General features: G+C 62.5%; 22 protein-coding genes. 7 read left to right on the top strand and 15 right to left on the bottom strand.

All coding sequences use genetic code 11. The features are described from left to right. The first annotated feature begins 47 nt into the window (after positions 1-47). From RV1423_RS17295 to RV1423_RS29115, 3 genes are all read left to right on the top strand, one after another. Entirely contained in the window at positions 48-908 is an 861-nt protein-coding gene (locus RV1423_RS17295; protein ID WP_034299103.1) for a LysR family transcriptional regulator, read from the top strand. A gap of 125 nt (positions 909-1,033) precedes the next feature. Next, entirely contained in the window at positions 1,034-1,486 is a 453-nt protein-coding gene (locus tag RV1423_RS17290; protein WP_034299099.1) for an Hsp20 family protein, read from the top strand. A 355-nt stretch (positions 1,487-1,841) separates the two neighbouring features. Further along, a complete protein-coding gene (locus tag RV1423_RS29115; RefSeq protein ID WP_007879742.1) occupies positions 1,842-2,057 on the top strand; it encodes a glycine zipper 2TM domain-containing protein in 216 nt (71 codons plus the stop codon). Positions 2,058-2,148: 91 nt separating this feature from the next. On the opposite strand, the gene RV1423_RS17285 is transcribed toward RV1423_RS29115, so the two are convergent. The 4 genes from RV1423_RS17285 to RV1423_RS17270 form a co-directional block, all read right to left on the bottom strand. Further along, positions 2,149-2,382, bottom strand: a complete 234-nt coding sequence (locus RV1423_RS17285) for a hypothetical protein (protein WP_034299096.1) — start codon at positions 2,380-2,382, stop codon at positions 2,149-2,151. A gap of 27 nt (positions 2,383-2,409) precedes the next feature. Continuing rightward, entirely contained in the window at positions 2,410-4,734 is a 2,325-nt protein-coding gene (parC, locus tag RV1423_RS17280; RefSeq protein WP_034299094.1) for a DNA topoisomerase IV subunit A, read from the bottom strand. A 32-nt stretch (positions 4,735-4,766) separates the two neighbouring features. Next, entirely contained in the window at positions 4,767-5,483 is a 717-nt protein-coding gene (locus RV1423_RS17275; protein ID WP_034299161.1) for a lytic transglycosylase domain-containing protein, read from the bottom strand. Between the two features lie 266 nt (positions 5,484-5,749). Beyond that, entirely contained in the window at positions 5,750-7,756 is a 2,007-nt protein-coding gene (locus RV1423_RS17270) for a DNA topoisomerase IV subunit B (protein WP_034299092.1), read from the bottom strand. A 241-nt stretch (positions 7,757-7,997) separates the two neighbouring features. Between RV1423_RS17270 and RV1423_RS17265 the strand changes: the two genes are divergently transcribed. Both RV1423_RS17265 and RV1423_RS17260 read left to right on the top strand, forming a co-directional pair. After that, entirely contained in the window at positions 7,998-9,080 is a 1,083-nt protein-coding gene (locus RV1423_RS17265) for a hypothetical protein (RefSeq protein WP_034299089.1), read from the top strand. Between the two features lie 120 nt (positions 9,081-9,200). After that, on the top strand, positions 9,201-9,881 hold the full coding sequence (locus RV1423_RS17260; RefSeq protein WP_034299158.1) for a nitroreductase: 681 nt from the start codon (positions 9,201-9,203) through the stop codon (positions 9,879-9,881). A 43-nt stretch (positions 9,882-9,924) separates the two neighbouring features. Here the strand turns inward: RV1423_RS17260 and RV1423_RS17255 are convergent, their stop codons facing one another. From RV1423_RS17255 to RV1423_RS17230, 6 genes are all read right to left on the bottom strand, one after another. Then, a complete protein-coding gene (locus RV1423_RS17255) occupies positions 9,925-11,091 on the bottom strand; it encodes an acetyl-CoA C-acyltransferase (RefSeq protein ID WP_034299086.1) in 1,167 nt (388 codons plus the stop codon). Beyond that, positions 11,088-12,515, bottom strand: coding sequence for an AMP-binding protein (locus RV1423_RS17250; RefSeq protein WP_155835142.1), 1,428 nt, complete (start codon positions 12,513-12,515; stop codon positions 11,088-11,090). The genes RV1423_RS17255 and RV1423_RS17250 overlap by 4 nt, the downstream gene beginning before the upstream one ends. Next, positions 12,515-13,117, bottom strand: a complete 603-nt coding sequence (locus RV1423_RS17245) for a biotin transporter BioY (protein WP_034299080.1) — start codon at positions 13,115-13,117, stop codon at positions 12,515-12,517. The genes RV1423_RS17250 and RV1423_RS17245 overlap by 1 nt, the downstream gene beginning before the upstream one ends. Positions 13,118-13,147: 30 nt before the next feature. Further along, positions 13,148-13,741, bottom strand: coding sequence for an energy-coupling factor transporter transmembrane protein EcfT (locus RV1423_RS17240; protein WP_034299077.1), 594 nt, complete (start codon positions 13,739-13,741; stop codon positions 13,148-13,150). Next, positions 13,734-14,519, bottom strand: coding sequence for an energy-coupling factor ABC transporter ATP-binding protein (locus tag RV1423_RS17235; protein ID WP_034299073.1), 786 nt, complete (start codon positions 14,517-14,519; stop codon positions 13,734-13,736). The genes RV1423_RS17240 and RV1423_RS17235 overlap by 8 nt, the downstream gene beginning before the upstream one ends. 91 nt (positions 14,520-14,610) lie before the next feature. Beyond that, positions 14,611-15,849, bottom strand: a complete 1,239-nt coding sequence (locus RV1423_RS17230; protein WP_034299070.1) for an MFS transporter — start codon at positions 15,847-15,849, stop codon at positions 14,611-14,613. 336 nt (positions 15,850-16,185) lie between these two features. Here RV1423_RS17230 and torT point away from each other — a divergent pair, with 336 nt between their 5' ends. Then, positions 16,186-17,262, top strand: coding sequence for a TMAO reductase system periplasmic protein TorT (gene torT, locus RV1423_RS17225; protein WP_081768861.1), 1,077 nt, complete (start codon positions 16,186-16,188; stop codon positions 17,260-17,262). Between the two features lie 120 nt (positions 17,263-17,382). On the opposite strand, the gene RV1423_RS17220 is transcribed toward torT, so the two are convergent. From RV1423_RS17220 to RV1423_RS17200, 5 genes are all read right to left on the bottom strand, one after another. Continuing rightward, positions 17,383-18,540 (bottom strand): branched-chain amino acid ABC transporter substrate-binding protein, encoded by a 1,158-nt coding sequence (locus tag RV1423_RS17220; protein ID WP_034299064.1) that lies wholly within the window; start codon positions 18,538-18,540, stop codon positions 17,383-17,385. Positions 18,541-18,750: 210 nt separating this feature from the next. Next, on the bottom strand, positions 18,751-20,133 hold the full coding sequence (locus tag RV1423_RS17215) for an amidase (RefSeq protein WP_034299154.1): 1,383 nt from the start codon (positions 20,131-20,133) through the stop codon (positions 18,751-18,753). A gap of 28 nt (positions 20,134-20,161) precedes the next feature. Beyond that, a complete protein-coding gene (locus RV1423_RS17210; protein ID WP_034299061.1) occupies positions 20,162-20,836 on the bottom strand; it encodes a DUF2848 domain-containing protein in 675 nt (224 codons plus the stop codon). A 99-nt stretch (positions 20,837-20,935) separates the two neighbouring features. Continuing rightward, entirely contained in the window at positions 20,936-22,264 is a 1,329-nt protein-coding gene (locus RV1423_RS17205) for an MFS transporter (protein WP_034299058.1), read from the bottom strand. 345 nt (positions 22,265-22,609) lie between these two features. Then, on the bottom strand, positions 22,610-23,539 hold the full coding sequence (locus RV1423_RS17200) for a LysR family transcriptional regulator (RefSeq protein WP_034299055.1): 930 nt from the start codon (positions 23,537-23,539) through the stop codon (positions 22,610-22,612). A gap of 407 nt (positions 23,540-23,946) precedes the next feature. On the opposite strand from RV1423_RS17200, the gene RV1423_RS17195 reads away from it, so the two are divergent. Beyond that, positions 23,947-24,315 carry a glyoxalase gene (locus tag RV1423_RS17195; RefSeq protein WP_034299052.1) on the top strand — a complete coding sequence of 123 codons (369 nt, stop codon included), beginning with the start codon at positions 23,947-23,949 and terminating at the stop codon, positions 24,313-24,315. Positions 24,316-24,601 lie beyond the last annotated feature (286 nt).

Raw genomic sequence — 24,601 nt, 5'->3', positions numbered from 1 at the left:
TTAATATTTCAATGATATTAAATTGAAATGATTGAAAAGGGCAGAAAATGGAACCCAGCCTGCGCCCCCTCGACCTTGACGCCGTGCAAGCCTTCGTCCTGGTTGCTGATTTGCAAAGCTTTACGCGCGCAGCGGAAGCGCTTTACACCACCCAGTCCGCCATCAGCCTCAAGCTCAAACGGCTCGAAGACCGGCTTGGCCGCAGGTTGCTGGAGCGCACGCCGCGCCAGGTGCGATTGTCGTCCGACGGCCTCGGTTTCCTCGACGCCGCGCGCGCTTTGCTGACGGCGCACGAAAGGGCGCTGGGACGCATCGAGAAGAGCACGGTGCGGCTCGCCCTCGGCATCAGCGACCACGTCGCCGGCGACGGCTTGCCGGCCATCCTGGCGCAGATCAATGCCTTCGACCCGGGCGTCGTGATCGAAGTCAGGATCGGCGCTTCGCGCGATTTGCTTGCCATGTACGACCGCGGCGAACTCGATGCCGCGATCGTACGCCGCGACGGCGAGCGCAGCGACGGCGAACTGATCCAGGAGGAGCGCATGGGCTGGTTCGCCGCGCCGCAATGGCAGCCGCGCGCGGGCGAACCGATCCGGCTGGCGACATTTTCGTCCAATTGCGGCATCCGCGAGCTGGCGGTACGGCGCCTCGAAGACGCCGGTATTCCGTGGATCGAGGTTTTCGTCGGCGGCGGCGTGCATGCCGTATCGGCGGCGGTGACGGCGGGGCTGGCGGTGACCGCGCTGCTGTATCGCGTGCGTCCGGCCGGCGCCATCGACGTCGGCAAGCGCATGAAGCTGCCGCCATTGCCGCTGGCGCAAGTGATGCTGCACACCAACGTGCGCGACAGCCGGGCGCAGGGCGTATTGCGCACGGTGGTCGCGGCGATGAAAAGCGGGGATAGATAAAAAGCTCTTGAAAAGGAACAGTCCGCACGTATATCGGAAACAAGGCAGCGGAGACGAACCCACTGCCCAGCGGATGCTCAATGGAGGTTCGCGCTCATATCGCTTAATCTTGAAAGGATATTTCCATGCGTACTTATGACTTTTCCCCTCTCTACCGTTCCGCAATCGGTTTCGATCGCCTGGCTCAACTGTTCGACAACGCGCAGCGCGCGGATTCGCAACCGAGCTACCCGCCTTACAACATCGAACTGGTTGCCGACGACAAATACCGGATTACCATGGCCGTGGCCGGTTTCACCAGTGCTGAAATCGACATCGAAGCCGAGAACGACACACTGAAAATCGTCGGTCGCAAACAGAAGGAAGAAGGTTCCCCGACCTTCCTGCATCGCGGCATCGCCGCACGCGATTTCGAACAGCGCTTCCAGCTTGCCAACCATATCAAGGTCGTCGGCGCGCAACTGGAAAACGGTCTGCTGAACATCGAACTGGTGCGTGAAGTGCCCGAAGCGCTGAAACCGCGCAAGATCGAAATCAACAGCGACAACGTGCATCGCCTGGAACGCAACGCAGCGTGATGCGTTGAGGCATTGAGATGACGCCGGTGATTTCCGGATTGCCTGGCGCCGAACATGTCGGACAAGCCCGCCTCGTGCGGGCTTGTTGTTTTGCGCGCATGATCCGGTCATGGCCGGCATCGGCACGCTGCTGACCGGGATCGGGTTCTTGCCGGTGTTCTTCTTGCTGATGACGTCGAACATGTCAAGCGCACCGACGCGGAGGATGTAACAACTGTAATAGATTGTTTGTAAGCCACCGAGGCTCGAAATTATTCGGCAATAATGGCTCTGAAAGACGTCCTGTCTGAGGCAGGCACGAATCGGCCGGCTTGCTTCCGTCACAGTATTCCTAATTTTTTACAGAGGTGTCATCATGAGAACAATTCATAAAATTACAGTCATCTCCATCACGGTGTGTGCCCTGACAGTGTTGGGCGGCTGCAGCAATATGTCGCGGCGCGACAAGAACACTGCGGTAGGTGCAGGTATCGGCGCTGTGGCAGGAGCAGTACTGACAGGCGGCAGCGGTATTGGAACCGCAGGCGGTGCTGCCGTGGGCGGCGTGATTGGTCACCAGATCGGCCGATAGTTGACATTGCTGGTTCGAAGTATCGACGTAAAAAAAGAGGACCTTGCGGTCCTCTTTTTTTGAGCGATGTTCCGTTCAGAACGCTTGAAATTCAAGACAGCATGGCGCCGCCGGCAACTAATCCAAGGATGCCTGCGAGATAGGTGAAAAAGAACTTTGCATAAAAACCATACCGCTTCGCAATCAGCAGCGCGTATCCCGGAATCACAAGGCACAACAGGCCTTTGACCGGGCTCACTGCAAATGTTTTGACGGTTGCATAGAGTTGAGCAGCGACCAGCACGGCTAAACCTGCAAGCAAGATCACGGTTCCTATCGCGTTCATTCTTTCCCTTTTTCCCGTTGTTATGTCTTAGATCACTGCTGCCAGCGCCGTCGCTTTCAGTTTCGATTCCAGCGCCTTGCCCTTGCGTGCGCGCTTGCCGATATGCAGGCCCAGCGCCACCGCCGACAGCGAGACTTCCTGCGCCTTGCCGCCGCGCCCGGTGCCGGACACGAGCACACCCTTTTGGGTGATGGCTTGCGCCGCCAGCAACTTCTCGTTCTTTTCCAGTTCCATCAGGATCACGCCGCGGCCGCCGCTGGACAAGGTCTTGAGCTCGTCCATGCCGAACACCAGCAGGCGTCCTTGTCCCGACAGGCAGGCGACGGCGCTGGCGCCGGCGGGGATCGGGCGAGGCGCCAGCGGCAGGTCGCCTTCATCGAGCGTGACGAAGGCCTTGCCGCCCTTGACGCGGCTCAGCATGTCGCCGAGCTTGGCGGTGAAGCCGTAACCGGCATCGGAAGCCAGCAGCATCGGCGTATCGACCGGACCGGCGAAGTAGTGCAGCAGGTTGCTTCCTTGGCCACTACTGCTGCCGAGGTCGACCAGCGTGGTGATCGGCACGCCGTCGCCGCGCGCGTTCGGCAGCGCGTTGACGCTGACCGTGTAGATGCGGCCGTTGGAGCCGAACGCCAGCAGGTTGTCGACGGTGCGGCACTCGAATGCGCCGTACAGGCCGTCGCCGGCCTTGAAGGTGAATTGCGTGGCGTCATGGCCATGGCCGCCGCGTGCGCGCACCCAGCCCTTTTGCGAAATGATGACGGTGACCGGTTCGTCGATGATCTTTTGTTCGACCACGGCTTTTTCGGCTTCTTCGATCACGGTGCGGCGGGCGTCGCCGAACTGCTTGTCGTCGGCTTCGATTTCCTTGATGACCAGCTTCTTCATCGACGCCGGATTGTCGAGCAGATCGCGCAGCGTCGATTTCTCGTTGCGCAACTCGGCCAGTTCCTGCTGGATCTTGATGGTTTCCAGGCGCGCCAGTTGACGCAGGCGGATTTCCAGGATGTCTTCGGCCTGGCGATCGGACAGTTTGAAGGCGTCGATCAGCGCCGGCTTCGGTTCGTCCGATTCGCGGATGATCCTGATGACCTTGTCGATGTTGAGCAGGATCGCTTCGCGGCCTTCAAGGATATGGATGCGGTCCTCGACTTTTTGCAGGCGGAATTGCGTGCGGCGCGTGATGGTCTCGAAGCGGAACGTGATCCATTCGCTGAGGATGTCGCCCAGGCCCTTTTGGCGCGGACGGCCGTCGCCGCCGATCATCACGAGGTTGATCGACGAGCTGGTTTCCAGCGATGTCTGGGCCAGCAGCGTGTTCATGAACTCGGTCTGGTCCTGGTTCTTGGACTTCGGCTCGAACACCAGGCGCACCGGCGCGTCGCGGCCCGATTCGTCGCGCACCGCATCCAGCAGCGCCAGCAAGGCCTGCTTCTGCGATTGCTGTTCGGGCGTGAGCGTCTTCTTGCCGAGCTTGATCTTGGGATTGGTGATCTCTTCGATTTCTTCCAGCACCTTTTGCGACGACACGCCCGGCGGCAGTTCGGTGATCACCGCCTGCCACTGGCCGCGCGCCATGTCTTCGATCTTCCAGCGCGCGCGCACCTTGAGGCTGCCGCGGCCGCTCTGGTACATCTCGGCGATGGTCGATTGCGGCGTGATGATCTGGCCGCCGCCCGGGAAGTCGGGGCCGGTGATGTGGGTCATCAGTTCTTCGTGCGTGATCTTCGGATTGCGGATCATCGCCACGGCGGCGCGCGCGACTTCGTGCAGGTTGTGCGACGGGATTTCGGTCGCCATGCCGACCGCGATACCGGAAGCGCCGTTCAACAGCAGGAAGGGCAGGCGCGCCGGCAACAGCTTCGGTTCTTCGGTGGAGCCGTCGTAGTTGGGCTGGAAGTCGACCGTGCCCATGCCGATCTCGTCGAGCAGCAATTTGCTGATCGGCGTCAGGCGGGCTTCCGTATAACGCATCGCCGCGGCGCCGTCGCCGTCGCGCGAGCCGAAGTTGCCCTGGCCATCGATCAGCGGATAGCGCAGCGAGAAGTCCTGCGCCATGCGCACCAGCGCGTCGTACACCGACTGGTCGCCGTGCGGGTGCAGTTTGCCCAACACGTCGCCGACCACGGCTGCCGATTTGCGCGGCTTGGCGGTCGAGTTCAGGCCGAGTTCGTTCATTGCGTACAGGATGCGGCGCTGCACCGGCTTCTGGCCGTCGGCGACGTCCGGTAGGGCGCGGCCCTTGACCACCGAAATGGCGTAGTCGAGATAGGCGCGTTCGGCGAAGGTCGACAGCGTCAGCGATTCGCCGTCGGACGGCGCGGCTTGTTCAAACAGATTGGCTTGTTCAGTCATGTGGCTGGATTGCGTTGATGTCGTTTAGTGAATTATTCGATGGAAGTCGGCGGCGGCATGCTGCGGCGGCCGGGCAGGATGATTTCGATGCGGCGCGGTTTGTCGCCGGTGCCGGCCTTGCCGCCGCCCGGCTGATAGAGCTGATAAAACTGCGCCACCAGTTGCACGTAATTGCGCGTTTCCGGATACGGCGGAATCTGGTTGTTGTACTTCTGCACGGCACCCTCGCCGGCATTGTAGGATGCGATCGCCAGCTCCAGCCGCTTGGGAAACAGCACCTGCAAATCGCGCAGGTAGCGTGCCGCCAGGCGGATGTTGATCTTCGGATCGGTCAGCTTTTGCTGGATGGTCTTGCGGCGGTCGCCCTGCACGCCGTAGCGTTCGGCGGTTTCCGGCATGATCTGCATCAGGCCGATCGCGCCCTTGGGCGAGACCGCCGCCGGGTTGAAACCGGACTCGGCCGCCATGATGGCTTTCAGCAAGGCCGGATCGACCGAAAATTCCTTCGCGCTCTGGTCCAGCATGGCTTCGTATTTCTTCAGATTCGGGTGCTGCAGCATCAGTCGCATCAGCGGCGACGACAGGTTCGGTTTGGCGTCGACGCCGGGGATGCCTCTGGCGATCTTGTCCGAATCGAAAGTAGCGTCGCCGCGCATGAACAACTGGTAGCGGTCGTCGAGCTTTTCGGTCGAGACGTGTGCGATGCCTTCGGGGTCGATGTAGCCGTAGACGTCGGCATGCGCAGACATGCAGGCAAACAATGCAGCGCCGACAATTATTGTTTTGTTCAATGTCTCAAATACCCGTCGTCCCAGCGAACGCCGGGACCCAGCGTCGTGAATATCGTCTGGCGTATCTATGGAAGCATGCGAATTTATTGGCGCCTGTGACGTCGCTGGATTCCGGCGTTCGCCGGAATGACGGCGAAGAGTGCAGGCATTTTGCGAGCGTAATATCCTCCCGGCTTTCCATGAGATGGGAAAGTTCAGGAGGAGAGTGCTCAGCAAGGTCATCGTTAAATATCCGCTTCCGCTTCGTTGCCGTGTTCTTCGATCCAGGCGCGGCGCGAGGCGGCTTCGCCTTTGCCCATGAGCATGGTGAAGCGCGCTTCCGAAGCAATGTGGTCCAGTTCGCCCAGCGCCACCGGCAGCAGGCGACGGGTGTCGGGGTTCATGGTGGTTTCCCACAATTGTTCCGCGTTCATCTCGCCGAGGCCTTTGAAGCGCGAGATGCTCCATGCGCCTTCTTTGAGGCCGTCCTTGCGCAGCTTGTCTTCGATCGCTTCCAGTTCGCCGTCGTCGAGCGCGTACAGTTTCTGCACCGGTTTCTTGCCGCGCGCCGGCGCGTCGACGCGATACAGCGGCGGCCGCGCGACGCAGATGTGGCCGTGGTCGATCAGCTTGGGGAAATGCTTGAAGAACAAGGTCAGCAGCAGCACCTGGATGTGCGAGCCGTCGACGTCCGCATCGGAGAGGATGCAAATTTTTCCGTAGCGCAGGCCGGACAGGTCGGGCGTGTCGGTGTGACCGTGCGGATCGACGCCGATGGCCACCGCGATGTCGTGGATTTCGTTATTGGCGAACAGGCGGTCGCGTTCGGTTTCCCAGGCGTTCAAGACTTTGCCGCGCAATGGGAGAATCGCTTGAAACTCCTTGTCGCGACCCATCTTGGCCGAGCCGCCGGCGGAGTCGCCCTCGACCAGGAACAGTTCGTTGCGGGTGATATCGCTGGATTCGCAATCGGTCAGCTTGCCCGGCAGCACAGCAACGCCGGAAGACTTTTTCTTCTCGACCTTTTGCGCCGAACGCAGGCGGCTTTGCGCCTGCTTGATGACGAGGTCGGCCAGCTTCTTGCCGTATTCGACGTGCTGGTTCAGCCACAGCTCCAGCGAGGGACGCGAGAACGTCGACACCAGCCGCACGGCGTCGCGCGAATTGAGGCGTTCCTTGATCTGGCCCTGGAATTGCGGGTCGAGCACCTTGGCCGACAAGACGAAAGAGACGCGTGCGAACACGTCTTCCGGCAACAGCTTGACGCCCTTGGGCAGCAGCGAATGCATCTCGACGAAGCTCTTGACCGCCGAGAACAGTCCTTCGCGCAAACCGGATTCATGCGTGCCGCCGGCCGAGGTCGGAATCAGGTTGACGTAGGATTCGCGCACCACGTTGCCTTCTTCGGTCCAGGCCACCACCCAGGCCGCGCCTTCGCCTTCGGCAAAACCTTCGGCATCGGCGCCGGCATATTGTTCGCCTTCGAACAGCGGAATCAGCGGATCGGCGCTGGTCGACTGCGCCAGCGATTCCAGCAGGTAGCCGCGCAAGCCCTGGTCGTATTGCCAGGTCTGCACGTCGCCGGTCTTGGCGTTGACCAGCGACACCTTGACGCCCGGCAGCAGCACCGCCTTGGAGCGCAGCAGGCGTTGCAACTCTTGTTGCGAAATCGTCGGCGAATCGAAGTACTTGGGATTCGGCCACACCGTCACGCGCGTGCCGGACTTCTTGTCGCTTGCGGTTGCCGGACGCGATTTCAGCTTTTCGATCAGGTCGCCGTCGGCGAAGGCCAGCGTGTGTACGCCGCGCCCTTGCTCATCCTTGCGCCAGACCGTGATTTCCAGCCGCGAAGCCAGCGCATTGGTGACCGAGACGCCGACGCCGTGCAAGCCGCCCGAAAACGCATAGGCGCCGCCGCTGCCCTTGTCGAACTTGCCGCCGGCGTGCAGGCGCGTAAACACGATCTCCACGGTCGGCACCTTTTCTTCAGGATGCAGGCCGACCGGAATGCCGCGGCCGTCGTCCTCGACGCTGACGCTGCCGTCGGCATTGAGCGTGACCAGGATGTGCTTGGCATGACCGCCCAGCGCTTCGTCGGAGGCGTTGTCGATGACTTCCTGCAGGATGTGCAGGGGATTTTCGGTCCGGGTGTACATGCCCGGGCGCTGTTTAACGGGTTCCAGTCCTTTCAGGACGCGGATGGATGATTCGCTGTAGTCAGACTGGGACGTGGAAGTTTTTTTAGTTGCCATGCAGATGAGGGTCGAATCGGAGAATCGGGTGTGAGCGGCTAAACGCCGCCGAAAGCTTTGCCAAATGCGCATTCTAATGAAAAATCGGCGGGGGCAGGAAGTTTGCGCGGCGGCGATATGGTCGATTTGATAACTGTTGCCGGTGCGAGGCTGGATTTCTCAGAAGAAATGTGGTTGGAAACATGGTGTTAGCCACCTTCTTCGTGTAATTTACAAAAAAATCTCAAAAATAGGGGGGAGCATGAAAGTCTTCAGACGCTTCGCAGCCGCTGTGGTTTTCATTCAACTGATCGGTGTTTTCTCTGCCGCATTCGCGTTCGGACTCAGGCCGGAAAGCGAAATAGACGGAAAAATCAAGGCGCTGGCGCCACGCGATGAAATATTGAGGTTTTGGGACCAGGCGGCTTATTTCGCCGTCAACCACTTTTCTCATCCTGTGCATGAGCGGATCACCAATCTGATCTGGGGCTGTCAGTCCGATGACGACTGCAATCGGACCGCGCCGGGAAAATCTTTTGCACCGGGCGCGGCGATTGCCGGCGTCCGCTGGAATGACAATCCGCCTTTTGAACTTACCGATACCTCCATGAAGAGTTGTACCGGTCGCACGCTGTGGTTGCCGAACTATAGCAATTGCTGGCTCAAGCTTTACAAGGACGGTGAGAAAAGAGCCAAGCGAGGAGCTACTCTGGACCTGGCATCAGGGACGATCATCATGCTGCGTTCCCATTTCGGCGATCTCCAGTTCCTGCATTCCATGGCGGCGGGACAAGAGGAACGCGCGGGAGAAACGCAAGGCAAGATCCTGATGTGGGCCGAGCTGACCTGGCGAGTGGCAAGAAAAGAATTCGGTCTCGGTACAAAGCTGTCCGAAACCAATATCCCACAGGTGGAGAATTACTTCAAAGGCGGGGAGACGGTCCAGACGCTATTTACCCGGGGTAATCCGACCCATCGCGAAAATATCGACATACTGGCTTTTGGCGCGCTGCTGCATACCGTGGAGGACAGCTTTTCCAGATCGCATGTGGACAGGGATGAGGCGAACGGTCAGGAATGCGGTCCCGGCATGCCGAAACGTCCAGGGGCCATCCGGCAATTCTTGAACTACGCGTTGCAGGATTCATCGTTGCATGCCGTTGAAGACGAAGAGAATGCCTTCGATCTGCAACTGGTTCAGGTTCGTCCCAATGCCGTGGATGTCGGCCAGTCATTGAAGGCCTATCTCGACCGCGGCGCGGCATGGGAGGAAGTGAAACCGTATCTCGAATGCGTTTTCGCGGTGACCGATATGGACAAGAAAACGGGGTCCGGCGGTTTTTAGAAGAAGCCTTGCCCCAGAGCCGATTGGCGGCATAGCGGCCGAATACGCTATATTGACGACCCGTCTCCGCCAATAATGTAGTCATCCGCCGCGCCGTTGCTGCGCAGCCGACGCCAGACCATGCCTGATCAAGTTTTTCCATTTTCCGAATTGCTGACGCGCCGCAACTCGACGCGCCGTTTCCTCGATCGTCCTTTACCGGAAGGCATGCTTGCCGGGCTGCTGGCGCTGGCGCGGCGCGCGCCCAGCGGCGCCAATTTGCAACCCGGCGAATTCATTTCCCTGGAAGGCGATGCGCGCACGCGGTTGTCGGCGGCGCTGGTCGATGCTTTTCGCAACGGCAGGCAGGAGCCGGAGGATTACAGCTACTTTCCCCAACCGATGCCGCAGTCGTTGCGCCGACGCCAGGTGGCGGCGGCGAAAGAGTTGTACGGCGCCTTGCAGACCGGCCGCGACGACCGCGCCGGGCGCGACCGCCAGTTCGAGCGCAATTTCAACTTTTTCGATGCCCCGGCGGCGCTGCTGGTGACCATCGACGCGCGCATGGGCAGCGGTTGCTACATGGATCTCGGCATGTGCCTGTACGGCCTGATGCTGGCGGCAGCGGCGCAGGGACTGGGAAGTTGCGCGATCGGCGCGCTGGCGTCGTATCCGGGGCTGATCCGTTCGACGCTGGGGTTGGACGGCGAAAGCCATATCGTCTGCGGCATTGCGCTGGGATATGCCGATCCCGATGCGCCGGAAAATACGGTGAGAACAGAACGCCTGAAGCCGGAAGAATTTTTCAAGACATTGCGTTAAGCCTCACCTTGCACCCGTCGTCCTGACGAAGGTTGTGTGTGATTCAGCAGCGCTGAACGATAGCCGCTGCGCCGAGGCCGCCGGCTGCCGCGATGGCGCTCAGTCCCAACGCATCTTCCGGCGCGGCGCGATGCATGTCGGCCAGCAGTCTTGCCAGGCTGATCGCGCCCGATGCGCCGATGGGGTGGCCGCGTCCCAGTCCGCCGCCGTGGCGATTGAGCTGCGCCGGCGACAGCTTCAATTGTTCGCAGAAGGCGATTGCCTGCGCCGCGAAGGCGTCGTGCAATTCCACTCCCCACATGTCGTCGATCCTGCACGCAGTGCGCGCCAGTGCAGCCTGGGCCGCATCGATGGCGGCCAGCATCGGCGTCTCCGGCTGTGCGCCGACGCTCACGCCTGTGCGCCACGCAAAATGGGGGGGCAGGTTCAGGCGGCGTGCGGCCTCGTGCGTGGCGATCACGACGAAGGCAGCGCCGTCGGCGCTGGGTGATATGGCGATGCGGCTCACGGCATGCCGTTGCCGCGTTGCTGCGTCGACGTTGCCGTCGTCGGACATGGCGGCAATCGGCATGCGCGCCAGATGGCGTTGGTCGAGCGCGCGCGGATAGCTGTCTTCGATAGCAGCGCCGATGGCGATGATTTCGTCGTGCAGATGCGCGCGTGCGGCGACGGCGCGCGCGTGGCTCTCCACTGCCCAGGCATCTTGCCGCTCGCGCGTGATGCCGGCGGCAAGCGCATAGCGTGCGGCGGCCATCAGCATGTCCGGGTCGCGCGCCGGGTCGGGTGCGAAGGCCGGGTTGTCGTAGGGAAGGGCGGGCTGGCCCGGATCGAGCGGACGATGCTGGCGGATCGGCGCGCGGCTCCAGGCTTCGACGCCGCCAGCCACGACCACATCGGCATTGCCGGCTGCCAGCATGCCGTTGGCCAGCGTGATCGCATCGAGCCCGGCGCAGCATTGGCTGTCGACCGACAAGGCCGCAATGCGGTCGGCGAATCCGGCGGCGAGCGCCAGCATGCGCGCCGGGTTGCCGCCGGCGCCCATGGCGTTGCCGGCAATGACGGCATCGACGGCGTCGGGCGCAATGGCGAAACGCCGCAGGATGCCTTGCAGCACCGGCGCGCCGATTTCATGCGCCTGCAGCCGCGACAAGGCGCCGCCGACCGGCGCGACGGCGCAGCGGCCCCAGCCGACGATGACGGCGTCGCTCATAGCGGACGCAGCGTCGGCATGCCGTGCTCCGCCAGGAGCAGCGCCAGTTGCTTGTGATCGCTTTTACCGCTGGGCGTGAGCGGCCAGCAGCCGTCGTTGCAGACGTAGAAGCGGCGCGGGATCTTGTACGGTTCCAGGCGTTCTCGGCACCATGCGCTCAGCGCCGCGGCGCCGACCGGCGCGTTCAGTTGCAGCAGCGCCGCCACCTGCACGCCGCGCACCGCGTCCGCAATGCCTTGCACCGACGCCGCAGCGACGGCCGGATGGGCGGCGAGCACGCTTTCGACTTCTTCGGGAAACAGGTTCTTGCCTTGCGCCAGCAGCATGCGTTGCTGGCGTCCCAGCAGATGCAACCGGCCGTGCTCGTCGAGATGGCCGACGTCGCGCACCGACAGCCAGTCGCCGTCGCGCAGCAACGCCGGCTGGTCCGGTTGCTGCGCCAAGGTCACGTAGTCGCTGAACACCATGGGACTGCGCACGTAGATCAGTCCCGGGGCGCCCGGCGTCGGTGCATCGATGCGTACCTCGACATTGCTGAACGGACGGCCGACGACATGGTCGGGCAGGGCGCTGTCGCTGTCGGTCCAGGCGATGAAGCTGGTCTCCGACGCGCCGTAAAACTCGATGATGCGCGCCTGCGGAAACAGCCGGCGTAATTCCGGCGTGCGCGCGCGGTTCCAGGGGGCGCCGCCGATCATGATCAAGCGCACGCCCGGCATGGGCGGCAAGGCGCGACGTTGCGCCAGGTCCAGCATCAGGATCAATTGGCTCGGCACCGCCACCATCGCGCTGGCGCCGTCGTCGCCGCCGCAAGCCAGGGACTCCAGAGCGGCCGTCGGCGAGAAGCGCGATTGCAGGCGTATCCCGGCGCCGCTCCACAGGCCCAGCAAGGCGCCGAACAGGAAGGTCGAATGCGACAACCGGCCCGGCACCAGCATGGTTGTACCGGCGCCTTCGCCGAAGGTCTCCAGGCAGATGTCGAAACTGCTCGTCCATGAACCGTGGCTGCGGCGGAAGCCCTTGGACAAACCGCTGCTGCCGGAGGTAAAACCGATGTAAAACGGTGTGGTTGCGTTTGCCGTCGCTGGCGCCGTTTCAGCGCCGATGCCGGCGGCCACGCGCGCCAGGATTTGTGCGCGCATTGCCGGCGGCCAGTCGGGATCGCCGACGGCGGCGGTGCGGTCGGCGGCGATGATGGATAAGAAACTGAGCAACTGGGGCGTCGCATCGGGCGCATCGTCGACCCAGCAGACTGCCGGGGAACGGGATTGCTTCAGTGCGGCGGCGCGTGCGGCGACTTGCTGCGCCAGCGTCGAGAAATCGTATCGCGTGACGCCGTCATCGATCGCGACGGCATGCGGCTTCGTCGCCGCCCAGTGCGCCAGCGGCGCATGGACGGTATCGAACGGCAAGCGCGCCGGCATCAATCGCGGTCCAGGCGCCACGATGGCATGCCGCGCACCACGCTTTGCACGAGCACGGCGCAGATCGCGCATTTGACCAGATCGCCGGGGATGAACGCCAGCACCGCCAGCGACGCCTGCGTGACGCTCAGGTGCGCCGCCAGCATCAGGCCGAGGATGCCGAACGCGTACATCACCACGATGCCGCCGATCACCGACGACGCGAAAGCCGCCGCGAACAAAGCCTTGCCGCTGGCGTCCGGCATGCGGCGCGCGAATAGACGCATAAACAGACGCATGCACAGGCCGCAGACCACCGCGCCGATCAGCCAGCCCGCCAGGAAGCCGGCCGACGGCGCCACGAATACGCCGAGGCCGCCGCGGCCGCCCGACAACAAGGGCAAGCCCAGCGCCACCGCGACCAGGAACAGTCCGACCGTGTAGAACGCACGCTTCGGTCCCAGCAGGCAGCCGACCAGCATGATGCCCAGCGACTGCAATGTGATCGGCACGCCGAACGGCAGGTCGATCTTGGGAATCAGGCCGAACACCGCGATCACGGCGGCGAACAAGGCGATATAGGACAGCGAACGGGTAGGGGTCATGGTTCCGGTGGTTGTCATCAATAGGTCTCTTTACAGGAAGGAAAAAGTTCAGCCGCCCAGGCGCGCGGCCAAGGCATCGGCCACACGCTCGGCGGTCTGCAAGGCGCGTATCGCCAGCGGCGCCAGCAGGCGCAGGCCGCCGCTGCGGCCGGTGCGGGCGCGATGGGCGTCGTCCAGGCGCTGCCATTGTGCGTAAAAATTCTCGGCGAAGCGCAGCGTCAGGCCGATGCCCAGCGCAATGCGTTCGACCGGCACGCCGAAGCGGCGCAACGGCGCCAGACTATATTCCAGCACCGTCAGCAAGTCGTCGAAGCGGGTCGTGATGGTCAGCATCAGCGCCAGCATCGACGCCGCCATGATGCGCAAGGCGCTGACCAGCCCGATGGCCGGATTACCCATCAGCCAGTGGAATCCGGCGATCAGCGCGCAGGCGACCAGCAGGCCGCGCAGCATGCGCCATTGCCGCCAGCCCGCAGGGCCGAGCGAGAGGAACAGCGCCAGCACGACGGCGGCGGCGATGGCCAGGCCGCGCAAATCGCCGATCAGCACCAGCGCCGTGCCGCCGATCGACAGCGCGACCAGCTTGCTCCACGCGGGCGCGGCGTGCAGCCAGGTGTGGCGCGTGGAGTACAGGCTACGCATCGGTTGCCTGGGCCGCGTGTCGCAAGACCGCAGCAGCAGCTTGCATGGCGCCGCGTTCGCGCACGTCCTGCGCATACGCGGCGCATACGTCGCGTCCCGGACCGTCGCCGCGCAGCGCGCCATTGTCCAGCCACAGCACACGCTCAAAATCGCGCACATGATCCAGCAGATGCGTGGACAGGATGATTTGCTGGCCGGTGGCGGCGATTTGATCCGACAGCCGCAACTGGCTCAGCAAGTCCAGCGCGGAATAGGGCTCGTCGAGCAGCAGCGTGGCCGGGCTGGTGATCTGCAGCGCCATCAGGCAGACCTGCTGGCGCTGCCCCTGGCTCAGTTCGCCGATGGCGCGTCCGGCCCAGTCGGCCAGGCCGCGTTCCGTCAGAAAGTCCAGCGCCTGGCGGCGCGCCTGTTGTTTGCCGGCGCCGCTGGCGGTCAGGCTGAACGCCAATTCCTCCGCCACCGTCGGGAAAATGATCTGGTCGTCGGGATTCTGGAACATCAGCCCGACGTGCTGCGGCAGCTTGCGGCGGTCGCCGGCGTTGGCGGTGTCGCAGCCGTGCACGGTGACGCGTCCGGCCTGCGGCTGGTCCAGCCCGCAGATCAGGCGGAACAGGCTGCTCTTGCCGGCGCCGTTGTCGCCGATGAGGCCGATGCGGGATTCAGTCAGGTTCAGGCTCAATGCTTCGAGCACGGTGCGGTCGCCGCGTCTGAGCGTGACCGACTCCAGTCTGATGCCATGCGCCTCTGCGCTTTCGCGGGGCAATGTTTTCAGGTTCATGAAATGAGTTCCGGTCGGCTGTATGGCCGTAGGGTCGCCATTATATGACAGCTTGCGGAACCGTCCTGAAGCCTTGCCCGGCGGCACCGTCTTATGCAGCCAGCCGCCTCGCGATACTGCGATGCAGGCGCCAGACCAGCATCAGCGCCACCAGCGAGGTGCCGACGACGACGTAGCCGACCGTGTCGAAATGCTGCAACTGGCCGTCCGCGCCGACCGTGACGATGTGGCCGGCCACCACTGACGCGATGCCGCCGGACAATTGCTGGATCGACGCGCTGATGGCGTTGAAGGAACCGCGCTGATTCGCCGCCGGCACCGAGGATATCAGCGCCTGGAACGGGATCATGCGCGAGAAAATGCCCAGGAACAGGACGACATTGACGGCGATGATGACCGGCATGGTGATGCGGCCGAGGTGGGTATAGATCAGCACCATGACGATCGACAGCGTGGTGCCGAACAGGAACACCCGGAACTTGCCGATCTTGTCGGCGGCCTTGCCGATCAGCGGTCCGAAAGCGATGGTGCACAGGCCGGTGACCAGATAGACCGTGGGCAGGTGATGCAGGTCGATCCCCAGGTTGGACACCAGGTAGGCGCTGCTGAACGGCATCAGCATGAAGCCGCCGGTCATCAGCAACGCCGTCGTCGCGAAGGCGATCAGGTAGCGCGGTTCGGTCACCGTGTGGAACAGATGCATCCAGGCGCTGTGTTCCTGAGGGATTTTCAAATGACTGGCGACCGGCTGCATTTTCCAGGTCACGACCAGGCCGCCGGCCACGCCGAGGGCCGCCATTGCCATGAACGGCACATGCCAGTTCCAGTTGTTCGACAGGTACAGGCCGACGGGAATGCCCAGCACCTGGCTCGCCGCGAACGCGGTCTGGATGTAGCCCATCACGCGACCGCGCATCTGCAGCGGGAACAGGTCGGTCGAGATGGCCAGCACAATCGAGCCGATCACGCCGCCGAACAGGCCGGTCACGATACGCGCCGCCAGCAGGCTCTCAAAGCTCTGCGCCAGGCCGCACCACAGCGTCCCGACGATGAAGCCGGTATAGAAGAACAGCAGCAGCCTCTTGCGGTCGAAACGGTCGGCCAGGCCGGCGGTCAGCAGGCCCGACGCGCCGGCGCTGAAGGCGTAGGCGGACACCACCAGGCCGAACTGCTGCGGCGTGATGTTCAGCGCCGGCATGATCACGGCGCCCAGCGGCGACATCAGCATGAAATCCAGGATGACGGCGAATTGCAGGAATGCGAGCATTCCGACGACCAGTTTCTGGTAAGGAGAAAATCGTGAAGGGACGGCTGCGGTGACGGTGGTCATGTATTTTTTCTTTCTGGGCTGGCGGGCATGGCGGGCGCCCTGTATCGGGATGGATACAGGCAAAGACGGATCAGGAGCGGAAATATTGTATCCGGCCGAAAAACAGGGGGCCATTTTACTATCAGCGGCAGCGGGCAGCCGATAGGCGCAGACGCGACAATACGCGTTGCGCGGGCGCCGATGCGCGCAGCGATGCCGTCCAGCCGCATTCGTGGCTATTGATGAACTGACCGTTAAATAATGTACAAATAGTCGACGACATGGGATACGCTTTATTTCGTGCGTTGTCGTTTGCACAATGTACAAATTGATCAACAACATTGCCGGGAGGGACTCATGCCTTATGTCTCCATCTACAGAATGCGTCGTCTGATCATGGTTGCGGTTCTTGCCTGGGGAAGCGCGAGCGCCGCCTACGCCGATGAATGGACCATTCCTGTCAATCATGTCATCGATGGCCGCAACATGCCGGCGCAGTGGTCGCCCTTGCCGACCGGCAAGATCACCAAGCGCTGGAAACTGTGCGTCCTGTTCCCCCACCTGAAAGATCCCTACTGGATGGCCGGCGACTACGGCATTGTGCAGGAAGTGTTGCGCGACAACCTCAACATGCAGTTGTTCCATGCCGAAGGATATGAGCATCTCGATCAGCAACTGGCGCAGATGAGCGACTGCATCGATCAGCGTTACGACGCAATCATCCTCGGTGCGATCCATAGCGACAAGGTCGCGCCGCTGGTGCGCAAGGCAGTGGAGAAGGGAATCCCGGTGATCGATTTCGTCAATGGCGTGAACGAACCCCAGGTTTCCGCGCACGCGCTGGTCAGTTTTTACGATCTCGCCTTCCAGACCGCGCAATACATCGTCAAACGCTTCGACAAGGACCAGCCGAAGATCGGTTTCTTCCCCGGATTGCCGGGCTCCAATTGGTCCGATGACGCCGTGCGCGGATTCAACGACGGCCTCAAAGGCAGTAACGCCAGGATCGTCGTCACCACGCGCGTCGATACCGGATTGAGCCGCCAGCTTGCCGCCATCAACGATGCGCTCAAGGCTTATCCCGACATGAACTTCATCGTCGGCGTGGACATTGCGGCCCAGGCGGCAGCGACGGCGGTGCGCACCGCGCACAAAAGCGACAGCATCAAGATATTGGCGTTCGACATGATTCCGGGCGTGCATCAGGACATCATGAACGGCGTGAGCGAAGCCTCGCCGGCCGATTTCCCGGTCATGCAGGCGCGCATGGCGGTGGATATGGCGGTACGCTTGCTGGAGAAGCAAACCTTGCCGGCCAAGAAAGCCGGACCGGTGCCGCAAATGTTCACCAAGGAAAGCGCCGCGAAATTTTCATGGAACACCATGTTTGCGCCGCGCGATTTCAAGGAAGTCTATACCGTCAAGGCCCGCTGAGCGGCGGGCGGCGCAACAGGCGGAGACCCACTCTCCACCGCACCGCGTCCTTGCCGGCAAGAACGCATCCGGTCAATCCATGGATGGAATGACAGACCCCTCGATGCCTATTGCGGTTTGTTATCGCTCCGGCTCGCCCGAACTCTTGACGGCGAGCCACTGCGCGTCCTTGTATTGATAGACGGTGTAGAGGGCGTGCTGCAGTTTTCCCTTGCTGTCGAAACTGATGGTCCTGCTGGAGGCGCCCAGGCGGCTGTTATACAACGCGGCGCCGACATCCGCAGGCGCAATGGAATTGGCTTTCTGCACCGCGGCCGCCAGCAGGTTGACGGCGTCATAACCGAAACGCCCGTTGGCATCCAGTGCGCCGCCATGCTTGTCCTTGTAGGCCTTTTGCAGTTTTTTCCAGGCCGTGTTCTTGTCGAGCGGAATGCCGCTCTCGATCGAGAACAACGGGACCTTCACTTTTTCCTTGAGTTGCTCGGTGTTGACGGCGCCGCCGATCAGCAATACGCGGAAGTTCATGTTCTGCCGTTCCATGGCGCGCATGATGGCCACGCTCTGGGTCGCATCGCCGGTAAACAGGACGGTGTCCGGCTTGACGCGGGTGACGGTGGCCAGCACCGCATTGAAGTCCGAGGTCCTGGTGCTGACGGATTCGCGGCTGGTGATTTGCGCGCCGCGTTGCACCAGCATATCGACAAAACGATCGGCAAAATTGGTGCCGAAAGAAGTGCGGTCGTCGATGATCGCCATTTTCTCCACCCGTAGCTGATCGACGGCAATGCCCGCATAGAATTGCGCCGCTTCCCCGGGATCGCCCGCAGGGGCGAAGACGTTGCCGATGCCGGACGGCAGCGACGGCGTGCTGGAGATGGTCGGAAAAATCATCGGGATGTGCGCGTCGCTGTACAGTTTGGCCGTCGCCAATCCGGCGTCGCTGTTCCAGGGACCGATGACGCCGACGACCTGGTTGCGGATGAAGTATTGGGCAATCGGGCGGGCAAGATTGGCATCGTTCTTATCGTTCTGAATGACAAGCTCGAATTTCAGCTTCTTGCCGTTGATATGCAAGTCACGGTCGTTGGCTTCCTCGACGGCATACGCGGCGGCAACTTTCGCGGCCTGGAAAGCTTCAGTCTCGGTGGCGGAGGTGAGTCCTATCCTTGCCGTCACCATCTCCTCTTGCGCAACCGCGGTGAAAGCCCATTGTCCCAGCGCAACAAAGGCAAGGGCGCAGAACGCCAGCCTGCGGGGGCCATCGTGGATGAAAATCATATCTTCCCTCCTTGCGCCGTCGCGCCGGCACTGGCCCGCACTCCGCTTCGTCAGATGGACCGTGCGGCGCGGCTTGTTCTGCTTATGTCATTTCCTGCGATCATAAACGGCGCGGGTAAAGTTGCAAAGCGAGGGAAGGCAAAAAACACACACTGCGAGCCTGAAGGTGGCGATGATGCCGGGCTCGCAGCATGGTGAAACGCCGTGCAATTATCTCGTCGAGGCCGGCAGCTTGTCTTGCAGCGCCGCCTCCACCGCCAGCGCAATCGACAGCAGGCGACGATCGCCGCCGCCGGGCGCAGCCAGGCTCAGCCCCACCGGCGCGCCGCCGGTTTCGTGGCAAGGCAGCGATATGGCGCAGCCGTCGAGGAAATTGATCAGGGTCGGATTGCGCAGGAGCAGGCCGTTGGCGGCGTAGTAGGCGTCGTCGCTGGCCTGCAGGTCGGCGATCTTGGGCGCCACGATGGGGACAGTCGGCATCAGCAGGGCGTCGAAGCCGGCCAGTTGGCGCTCGACGTCGGCGATCCAGCGGCGGCGGCTGTGCATGACGTCGAGCAGGTCGGCGGCGCTCATGTCCTTGCCGCGCTTGATGCGCGAGACCACGCGCTGGTCGTAGCTGTGTTCGCGTTCGGCGATCAGCTTGCGATGCCAGGCCCAGGCTTCGGCGGCGGTGAAGCCGCCCTTGGCGTTGATGGAGGCCAGTTCGCTGAAGGCGTCGATCTTGCCTTCGACGATCATCGCGCCGGCTGCCGACAGACGCGACAACACGCGCTGCATGGCGGCGCCGACATGCGCGTCGATGCCGTCCAGCACGATGTTGGTCGGCAGCAGCAGGCGCAGGCCGCGCAGGGAATGCGCAACCGGGGCAATGAATTCTTCACCGGCCAGCACCGCATCCATCATGGCGCAGCACAGCACCGTCGGCGCCATCGCACCGATGGAATCGAGGTTCTCGGACAGCGGCAGCACGCCTTGCATCGGCACGCGGCGCGCGGTCGGCTTGAAGCCGGTGATGCCGCACAAGGCCGCCGGGATGCGGATCGAACCGCCGGTGTCGGAACCGACGCCGGCCACCGCCATGCCGTCGGTCACCGAGACCGCCGCGCCCGACGACGAACCGCCCGGGATGCGGCCGCCGTCGATACCGTCGGCATCGCGTTGCCACGGATTGCGCGGCGTGCCGTAATGCGGATTGATGCCCAGGCCGGAATAGGCGAACTCGGTCATGTTGGTGCGGCCGACGATCACCGCGCCGGCGGCGACCAGGCGCCTGACGACGACGGCGCTGTCGGCGGCTGCCGGATAACCGCGCAGGGCAACCGAACCGGCCAGCGTGGTTTCGCCGGCGACGTCGAACAAGTCCTTGATCGAGACCGGCAGTCCGTCGACCGGCGAACGCGCCAGGCCGGCCGTACGCAGCGTGTCGGAGGCGCGGGCGGCAGCGCGGGCGGTGTCGTCATAGAGGCGCGTGAACACGCGCGCGCCTTCGCCGTCGGCAGCGGCGGCGCGTTCGAGGGCGCGGTCGGTCAGTTCGAGCGAGGTGCTGCGACCGGCGCGCAAGTCTTCGCTGTGTTGGTGCAGGCTGGGGATCATGTTGTGATGGCGATAAATAAAGTTGGGATCAAGCCACTTCGGCCAGGATTTCGGCTTCATAAGTATGACGCAACGCGCGCTGGCGGCGCGGGTCGAACAATTCCATCGTGAACGAAGTCGAGGAGCGGATGCCGCCGATGGCGCCGACCGTGCCGCACGTCATGCCGCAGCCCGCAGGCAGGATGTCCTTGCCGCCGGTGAAGCCGGCGATCAGGTCTTGCGGCGTGCGCAGGCTGGCCAGCGTGCCTTCTTGGTACAGCATGTCCTTGCCGTCTTCCCTGATCCACGAACGGATCACCAGTTCGTCCCAGTAAGCGGCGACGTCGGCCAGTTTCCAGGCGGAGGCGGCCACGGGTTTGACGCAGGCCTGCTTGGAGAACGCCACGCTGTGCGCTTCCAGCTTGCGGTCGGTATGGTCGGAGGCGATGCTGACATACAGCTCGCCGCCGGCGTTGAAGACAAAGGTTTCGACTTCGCCCGACGATTCGCCGCCAAGCACCTGCACCGACGCCGATTGCGTCAACTGGTTGCTCGACACGCGATAGTACAGCGGCACCGCGCTCGGACGCGGGATGCCCAGCGCCGCCAGTTCTTCGATGTGATGCTCGATGGCGGCGAGGTCGCGCCCGGCCCAGCCGGCAATGATCAGGGTGTGGATGTCGACGTTCAGCGGTGCTGCGTCAGTCTGGAAGGAGAGTTTCATAAGGCCGCTTCAGGTACGTGAAAAAGGGTGCGCCGCCGGGCAGAAATGCAGAACAGACGGCGGCGCAGGGACGAACGGGGTAACAACGGGAACGCGTGATCAGGCTTGCGTCTTCTTGACGAACACGATCACCAGGAAGCTCGCGATGAATTCCAGCGCGGCGACGAAATACAGGCCGGACGACAGCGAACCGGTGCTGGTCTTCAACGCGCCGATCATGTAAGGCGCGACGAAACCGGCCAGATTGCCGATCGAGTTGATCAGCGCGATGCCGCCTGCGGCCGCGGTGCCGGCCAGGAACGCCGCCGGGATCGACCAGAATACCGGGAACGCGGCCAGGATGCCGATGGCCGCCAGGGTCAGCGCGCACAGCGCCATGACGGCGTTGCCCAGGGTCAGGCCGGTCAGGATCAGGCCGATGCTGGCGATCAGCGTGGCGATGGCGCTATGCATGCGGCGTTCGCCGGTCTTGTCGGAGTGGATGCCGTTCCAGATCATGGCCAGCGTACCGGCGATAAACGGAATGGCGGAGATCAGGCCGATCTGCAGATTTCCCTTGACGCCGATTTCCTTGATGATCGACGGCGTCCAGAACGCGATGGTGGCGTTGCCGCTGACCACGCAGAAATAGACGGCGGCGCAGAGCCAGACACGATAGTTGCCGCAGGCGTCCTTGAACGACAGGTGTTTGCCGGCGACGATGTTTTCGGCAACCAGCGCTTGCGTCACGGCGTGCTTTTCGGCATCCGACAGCCACTTGGCATTGGCCGGTTTCTCAGGCAGGTGCAGCAGCACGAAGATGCCGGCGATCAGCGATGGAATGCCTTCCAGGATGAACAGCCATTGCCAGTTGGAGAGATGGCCGACGCCTTCCATGCCGCTCATGATGAGGCCGGCGATCGGACCGCCGACAGCGCCGGCGATCGCGAACGAAGTCATGAACAGGCCGTTGACGCGGGCGCGGCGCTCGGCCGGGAACCAGTAGGTCAGGTACAGCACGACGCCGGGAAAGAAGCCGGCCTCGAACACGCCGAGCAAAAAGCGCAGGATGTAGAACGTGGCCGGCGTGGTGACATAGGCCATCGCCATCGAGGCCAGGCCCCACAGGATGGTGATGCGCGCCAGCGTCTTGCGTGCGCCGATTTTTTCGAGCAGCAGGTTGCTCGGCACTTCGAACAGGAAGTAGCCGATGAAAAAGATGCCGGCGCCGAGGCCGTAGATCGTCTCGGAAAATTGCAGGTCCTGCAGCATCTGCAGCTTGGCGAAACCGACGTTGACGCGGTCGATCCAGGCCAGCACGAACAGGAACACCAGGAAGGGAATCAGTCGCCAGGCGATCTTTTTGTAGGCGACTTCCATGTCCACGGCGGCGCCGGGCGGTGAGATGGAGTCCAGTGCTGCGGATGTCGCTGATGTTGAATGGGTCATGCTTGCCTTCTCCTGCTTTGAGATTGATTGAGCGGCCACAGTCATTCTCACAGCGCGAGAACACTCCAGGCATCAAGGAGTGTCTTTGAGGAAATCGAAGCTGGAAAATGTCTGGCGGAAATCTGTCGTTTGTTTGCGCCGGGTTTGTCGCCGACGCTACGCACGATCTTGTCTAAATTCAGTATGCGTAGCGAGAGCGGCGCTGTCCAACAAGAAAATGTTGGCGCAAATGATTGGAAAACCTTATGAGCAAAAGTGGGCCGTCCTGTGCGCCGCGTTGGTGCTGCTGCCGTGCTGCGTTGCAAGCGCCTGCAATCCTTGCCGGCATTGACCGCGGCAGGATTCCTACTGCGCCTGAGACGGCAGCCGGGCGATCTCGTGTCCCCAATTGAGTGCGAAGTCGGCGGCGGTTTCCTGGGCGATGCTGGCCACGGTTTCCGTCAGCGGGTTCTCGTTGTCCGAACGAAAACAGGCCAGCATCACCAGCGGCGGGAACTCCACGTCGACGCGCAGCGTGTGCAGGATTTCTTCGTTGAGTTCGCGCTGGATGATGGCCGGCGGCACCACGGCGACGCCGAAGCCGTCGGTCACGAGGCGGATCATGGTGGCGACCGAGGCGACGCAATTGACATGCAGCGCGCCGCGCTCGCTGCCGGAAAAGATGCGTTCGATCGCCGCGTGCGGCCCCGAATTGCGCGCGAAGCTGATGATCGGGAAGGTCGCCAGGTCGGACAGGCTCAGCGTTTCGCTGCCGATGTTGAGCTTGGGACTGCCGACCCAGCGCATCGGAAACTCGCACAGGTTGATGTTGGCGATGTGGGTGCCGATGACCGCCTCCGCTTGCAATACGATGTCGAGGTTGCCTTTGCTGAACTGTTCGCGCAGATGGATCGTGGTGTCGCTGGCGATCTCGATCTGCAGGCGCGGAAACATCTTGTGCAGGCGGCCGATGAAATCCGGAAACCAGCTATGCACGATGGACTCGATCACGCCGATGCGGATCACGCCGGCATAGGCCTGCTTGTCCGACATGTCCTCCTTCATCTCGCGCATGAGCTTGACCATGCGTTCCGCATGCACCAGCGCCTTGCTGCCGTCGGTGGTCAGCGTCACTTCGCGCGCGCCGCGATCGAACAGGCGCACGCCGAAATCCTGCTCCAGCGTGGCGATGCGGCTGGAAACGGCGGCCTGGGTGGTGTGCAGGCGCTCGGCGGTGAGCCGGAAGTTCTTCAGCTTGGCCAGCCAGACGAAGGTTTCTAGGAAGCGGATGTTCATGGACGGGATCGGTTGTCTGTAAATGTGCAAGGGACGAAGCAGACAGAGTCGTCTTGCCCGGCGGCATGTGTGGACGATTGGCGTGCCGGCCGGTTCGCCATTGTCTCAAAGCAGGCCGTATTAAGCCAGCGAGCGTTTAGCAGGTATTTCTGCAGCCGTCGGCTGAGCCCGTTTTCCCCGGCAGTCGTCCCGGCGAACGGCGGGACCCGGTGTCGTGAAGTCGTGCAGAAGGCCGATACGGCACCGGGTCCTGACTTGCGTCAGGACGACGGTCATGGAGGGGTGGCGATGTGAGAAGGATTTTTCAGTCTGGCTGAACGATATTTTCAGTCGCCGGCGGCATTTTCCGCGAAGCGCTAGAATCGCTGCTTGATATCCGTATCAGCCCAGCCAGCGAAGAGGTATTCATGCCAGTCACTGCCATCGATCATATTCAACTCGCCATGCCCGTCGGAGGCGAAGACGCCGCCCGGCGCTTCTTCGGCGATATTCTCGGCATGCCCGAGTTGCCCAAGCCCGCCGCCCTGCAGGCGCGTGGCGGTTTGTGGTTCCAATGCGGCGCGCTGCAATTGCATCTGGGCGTCGACAAAGAGTTTCAACCGGCGCTCAACGCCCATCCCGGACTGATCGTCGACAAGCTGGCGCCGATGCTGGCCGAGCTCAAGACCGGCGGTTTCCCGGTGCAGGAAGACGCGCCGATTCCCGGCTTTATCCGCATCTACACTGCCGATCCGTTCGGCAATCTGATCGAATTGCGGGAAATCGTTCCGCGCTGAAACCGACGCCGGCATGTTGCCGGCACGTTTCGTCGCGCGCAAAAAAATTTCTCCGTCATCCCGCCTTCCGCTCTCCTGAATCTGCTTCGTTGCAGCATACGGGATGGCGGCGGGCGCCATTTCATCTTCCATTGATCGACGCCGCCGCTGTTTTCCGGAGGCGGTCGCGGTATTCCGGAATTGCTTTCCTCTTTGGTGCAGCGCAGCCAAATTCCTCGCTATCGAGGTGCATTTGCGCGTGATAAAGGTGCACGGATTTTTACTTTCATTTTTGAAAGGATATTTT

The sequence above is a fragment of the Herbaspirillum sp. RV1423 genome, assembly GCF_000577615.1.
Classification (GTDB): domain Bacteria; phylum Pseudomonadota; class Gammaproteobacteria; order Burkholderiales; family Burkholderiaceae_D; genus Herbaspirillum.
The sequence above is the reverse complement of the archived record's forward strand: the minus strand, read 5'-3'. Positions and strand labels throughout refer to the sequence as shown.

What these genes read in the sequence shown, in the direction of transcription:
- RV1423_RS17245 (WP_034299080.1), bottom strand. Translation starts at nt 13,117, where the DNA reads ATGACAACCACCGGAACCATGACCCCTACCCGTTCGCTGTCCTATATC.
- RV1423_RS17235 (WP_034299073.1), bottom strand. Translation starts at nt 14,519, where the DNA reads ATGAACCTGAAAACATTGCCCCGCGAAAGCGCAGAGGCGCATGGCATC.
- RV1423_RS17215 (WP_034299154.1), bottom strand. Translation starts at nt 20,133, where the DNA reads ATGATCCCCAGCCTGCACCAACACAGCGAAGACTTGCGCGCCGGTCGC.
- RV1423_RS29115 (WP_007879742.1), top strand. Translation starts at nt 1,842, where the DNA reads ATGAGAACAATTCATAAAATTACAGTCATCTCCATCACGGTGTGTGCC.
- RV1423_RS17265 (WP_034299089.1), top strand. Translation starts at nt 7,998, where the DNA reads ATGAAAGTCTTCAGACGCTTCGCAGCCGCTGTGGTTTTCATTCAACTG.
- RV1423_RS17295 (WP_034299103.1), top strand. Translation starts at nt 48, where the DNA reads ATGGAACCCAGCCTGCGCCCCCTCGACCTTGACGCCGTGCAAGCCTTC.
- RV1423_RS17270 (WP_034299092.1), bottom strand. Translation starts at nt 7,756, where the DNA reads ATGGCAACTAAAAAAACTTCCACGTCCCAGTCTGACTACAGCGAATCA.
- RV1423_RS17260 (WP_034299158.1), top strand. Translation starts at nt 9,201, where the DNA reads ATGCCTGATCAAGTTTTTCCATTTTCCGAATTGCTGACGCGCCGCAAC.
- RV1423_RS17275 (WP_034299161.1), bottom strand. Translation starts at nt 5,483, where the DNA reads ATGTCTGCGCATGCCGACGTCTACGGCTACATCGACCCCGAAGGCATC.
- RV1423_RS17285 (WP_034299096.1), bottom strand. Translation starts at nt 2,382, where the DNA reads ATGAACGCGATAGGAACCGTGATCTTGCTTGCAGGTTTAGCCGTGCTG.
- parC (WP_034299094.1), bottom strand. Translation starts at nt 4,734, where the DNA reads ATGACTGAACAAGCCAATCTGTTTGAACAAGCCGCGCCGTCCGACGGC.
- RV1423_RS17290 (WP_034299099.1), top strand. Translation starts at nt 1,034, where the DNA reads ATGCGTACTTATGACTTTTCCCCTCTCTACCGTTCCGCAATCGGTTTC.
- RV1423_RS17210 (WP_034299061.1), bottom strand. Translation starts at nt 20,836, where the DNA reads ATGAAACTCTCCTTCCAGACTGACGCAGCACCGCTGAACGTCGACATC.
- torT (WP_081768861.1), top strand. Translation starts at nt 16,186, where the DNA reads ATGCCTTATGTCTCCATCTACAGAATGCGTCGTCTGATCATGGTTGCG.
- RV1423_RS17200 (WP_034299055.1), bottom strand. Translation starts at nt 23,539, where the DNA reads ATGAACATCCGCTTCCTAGAAACCTTCGTCTGGCTGGCCAAGCTGAAG.
- RV1423_RS17240 (WP_034299077.1), bottom strand. Translation starts at nt 13,741, where the DNA reads ATGCGTAGCCTGTACTCCACGCGCCACACCTGGCTGCACGCCGCGCCC.
- RV1423_RS17205 (WP_034299058.1), bottom strand. Translation starts at nt 22,264, where the DNA reads ATGACCCATTCAACATCAGCGACATCCGCAGCACTGGACTCCATCTCA.
- RV1423_RS17195 (WP_034299052.1), top strand. Translation starts at nt 23,947, where the DNA reads ATGCCAGTCACTGCCATCGATCATATTCAACTCGCCATGCCCGTCGGA.
- RV1423_RS17220 (WP_034299064.1), bottom strand. Translation starts at nt 18,540, where the DNA reads ATGATTTTCATCCACGATGGCCCCCGCAGGCTGGCGTTCTGCGCCCTT.
- RV1423_RS17230 (WP_034299070.1), bottom strand. Translation starts at nt 15,849, where the DNA reads ATGACCACCGTCACCGCAGCCGTCCCTTCACGATTTTCTCCTTACCAG.
- RV1423_RS17255 (WP_034299086.1), bottom strand. Translation starts at nt 11,091, where the DNA reads ATGAGCGACGCCGTCATCGTCGGCTGGGGCCGCTGCGCCGTCGCGCCG.
- RV1423_RS17250 (WP_155835142.1), bottom strand. Translation starts at nt 12,515, where the DNA reads ATGCCGGCGCGCTTGCCGTTCGATACCGTCCATGCGCCGCTGGCGCAC.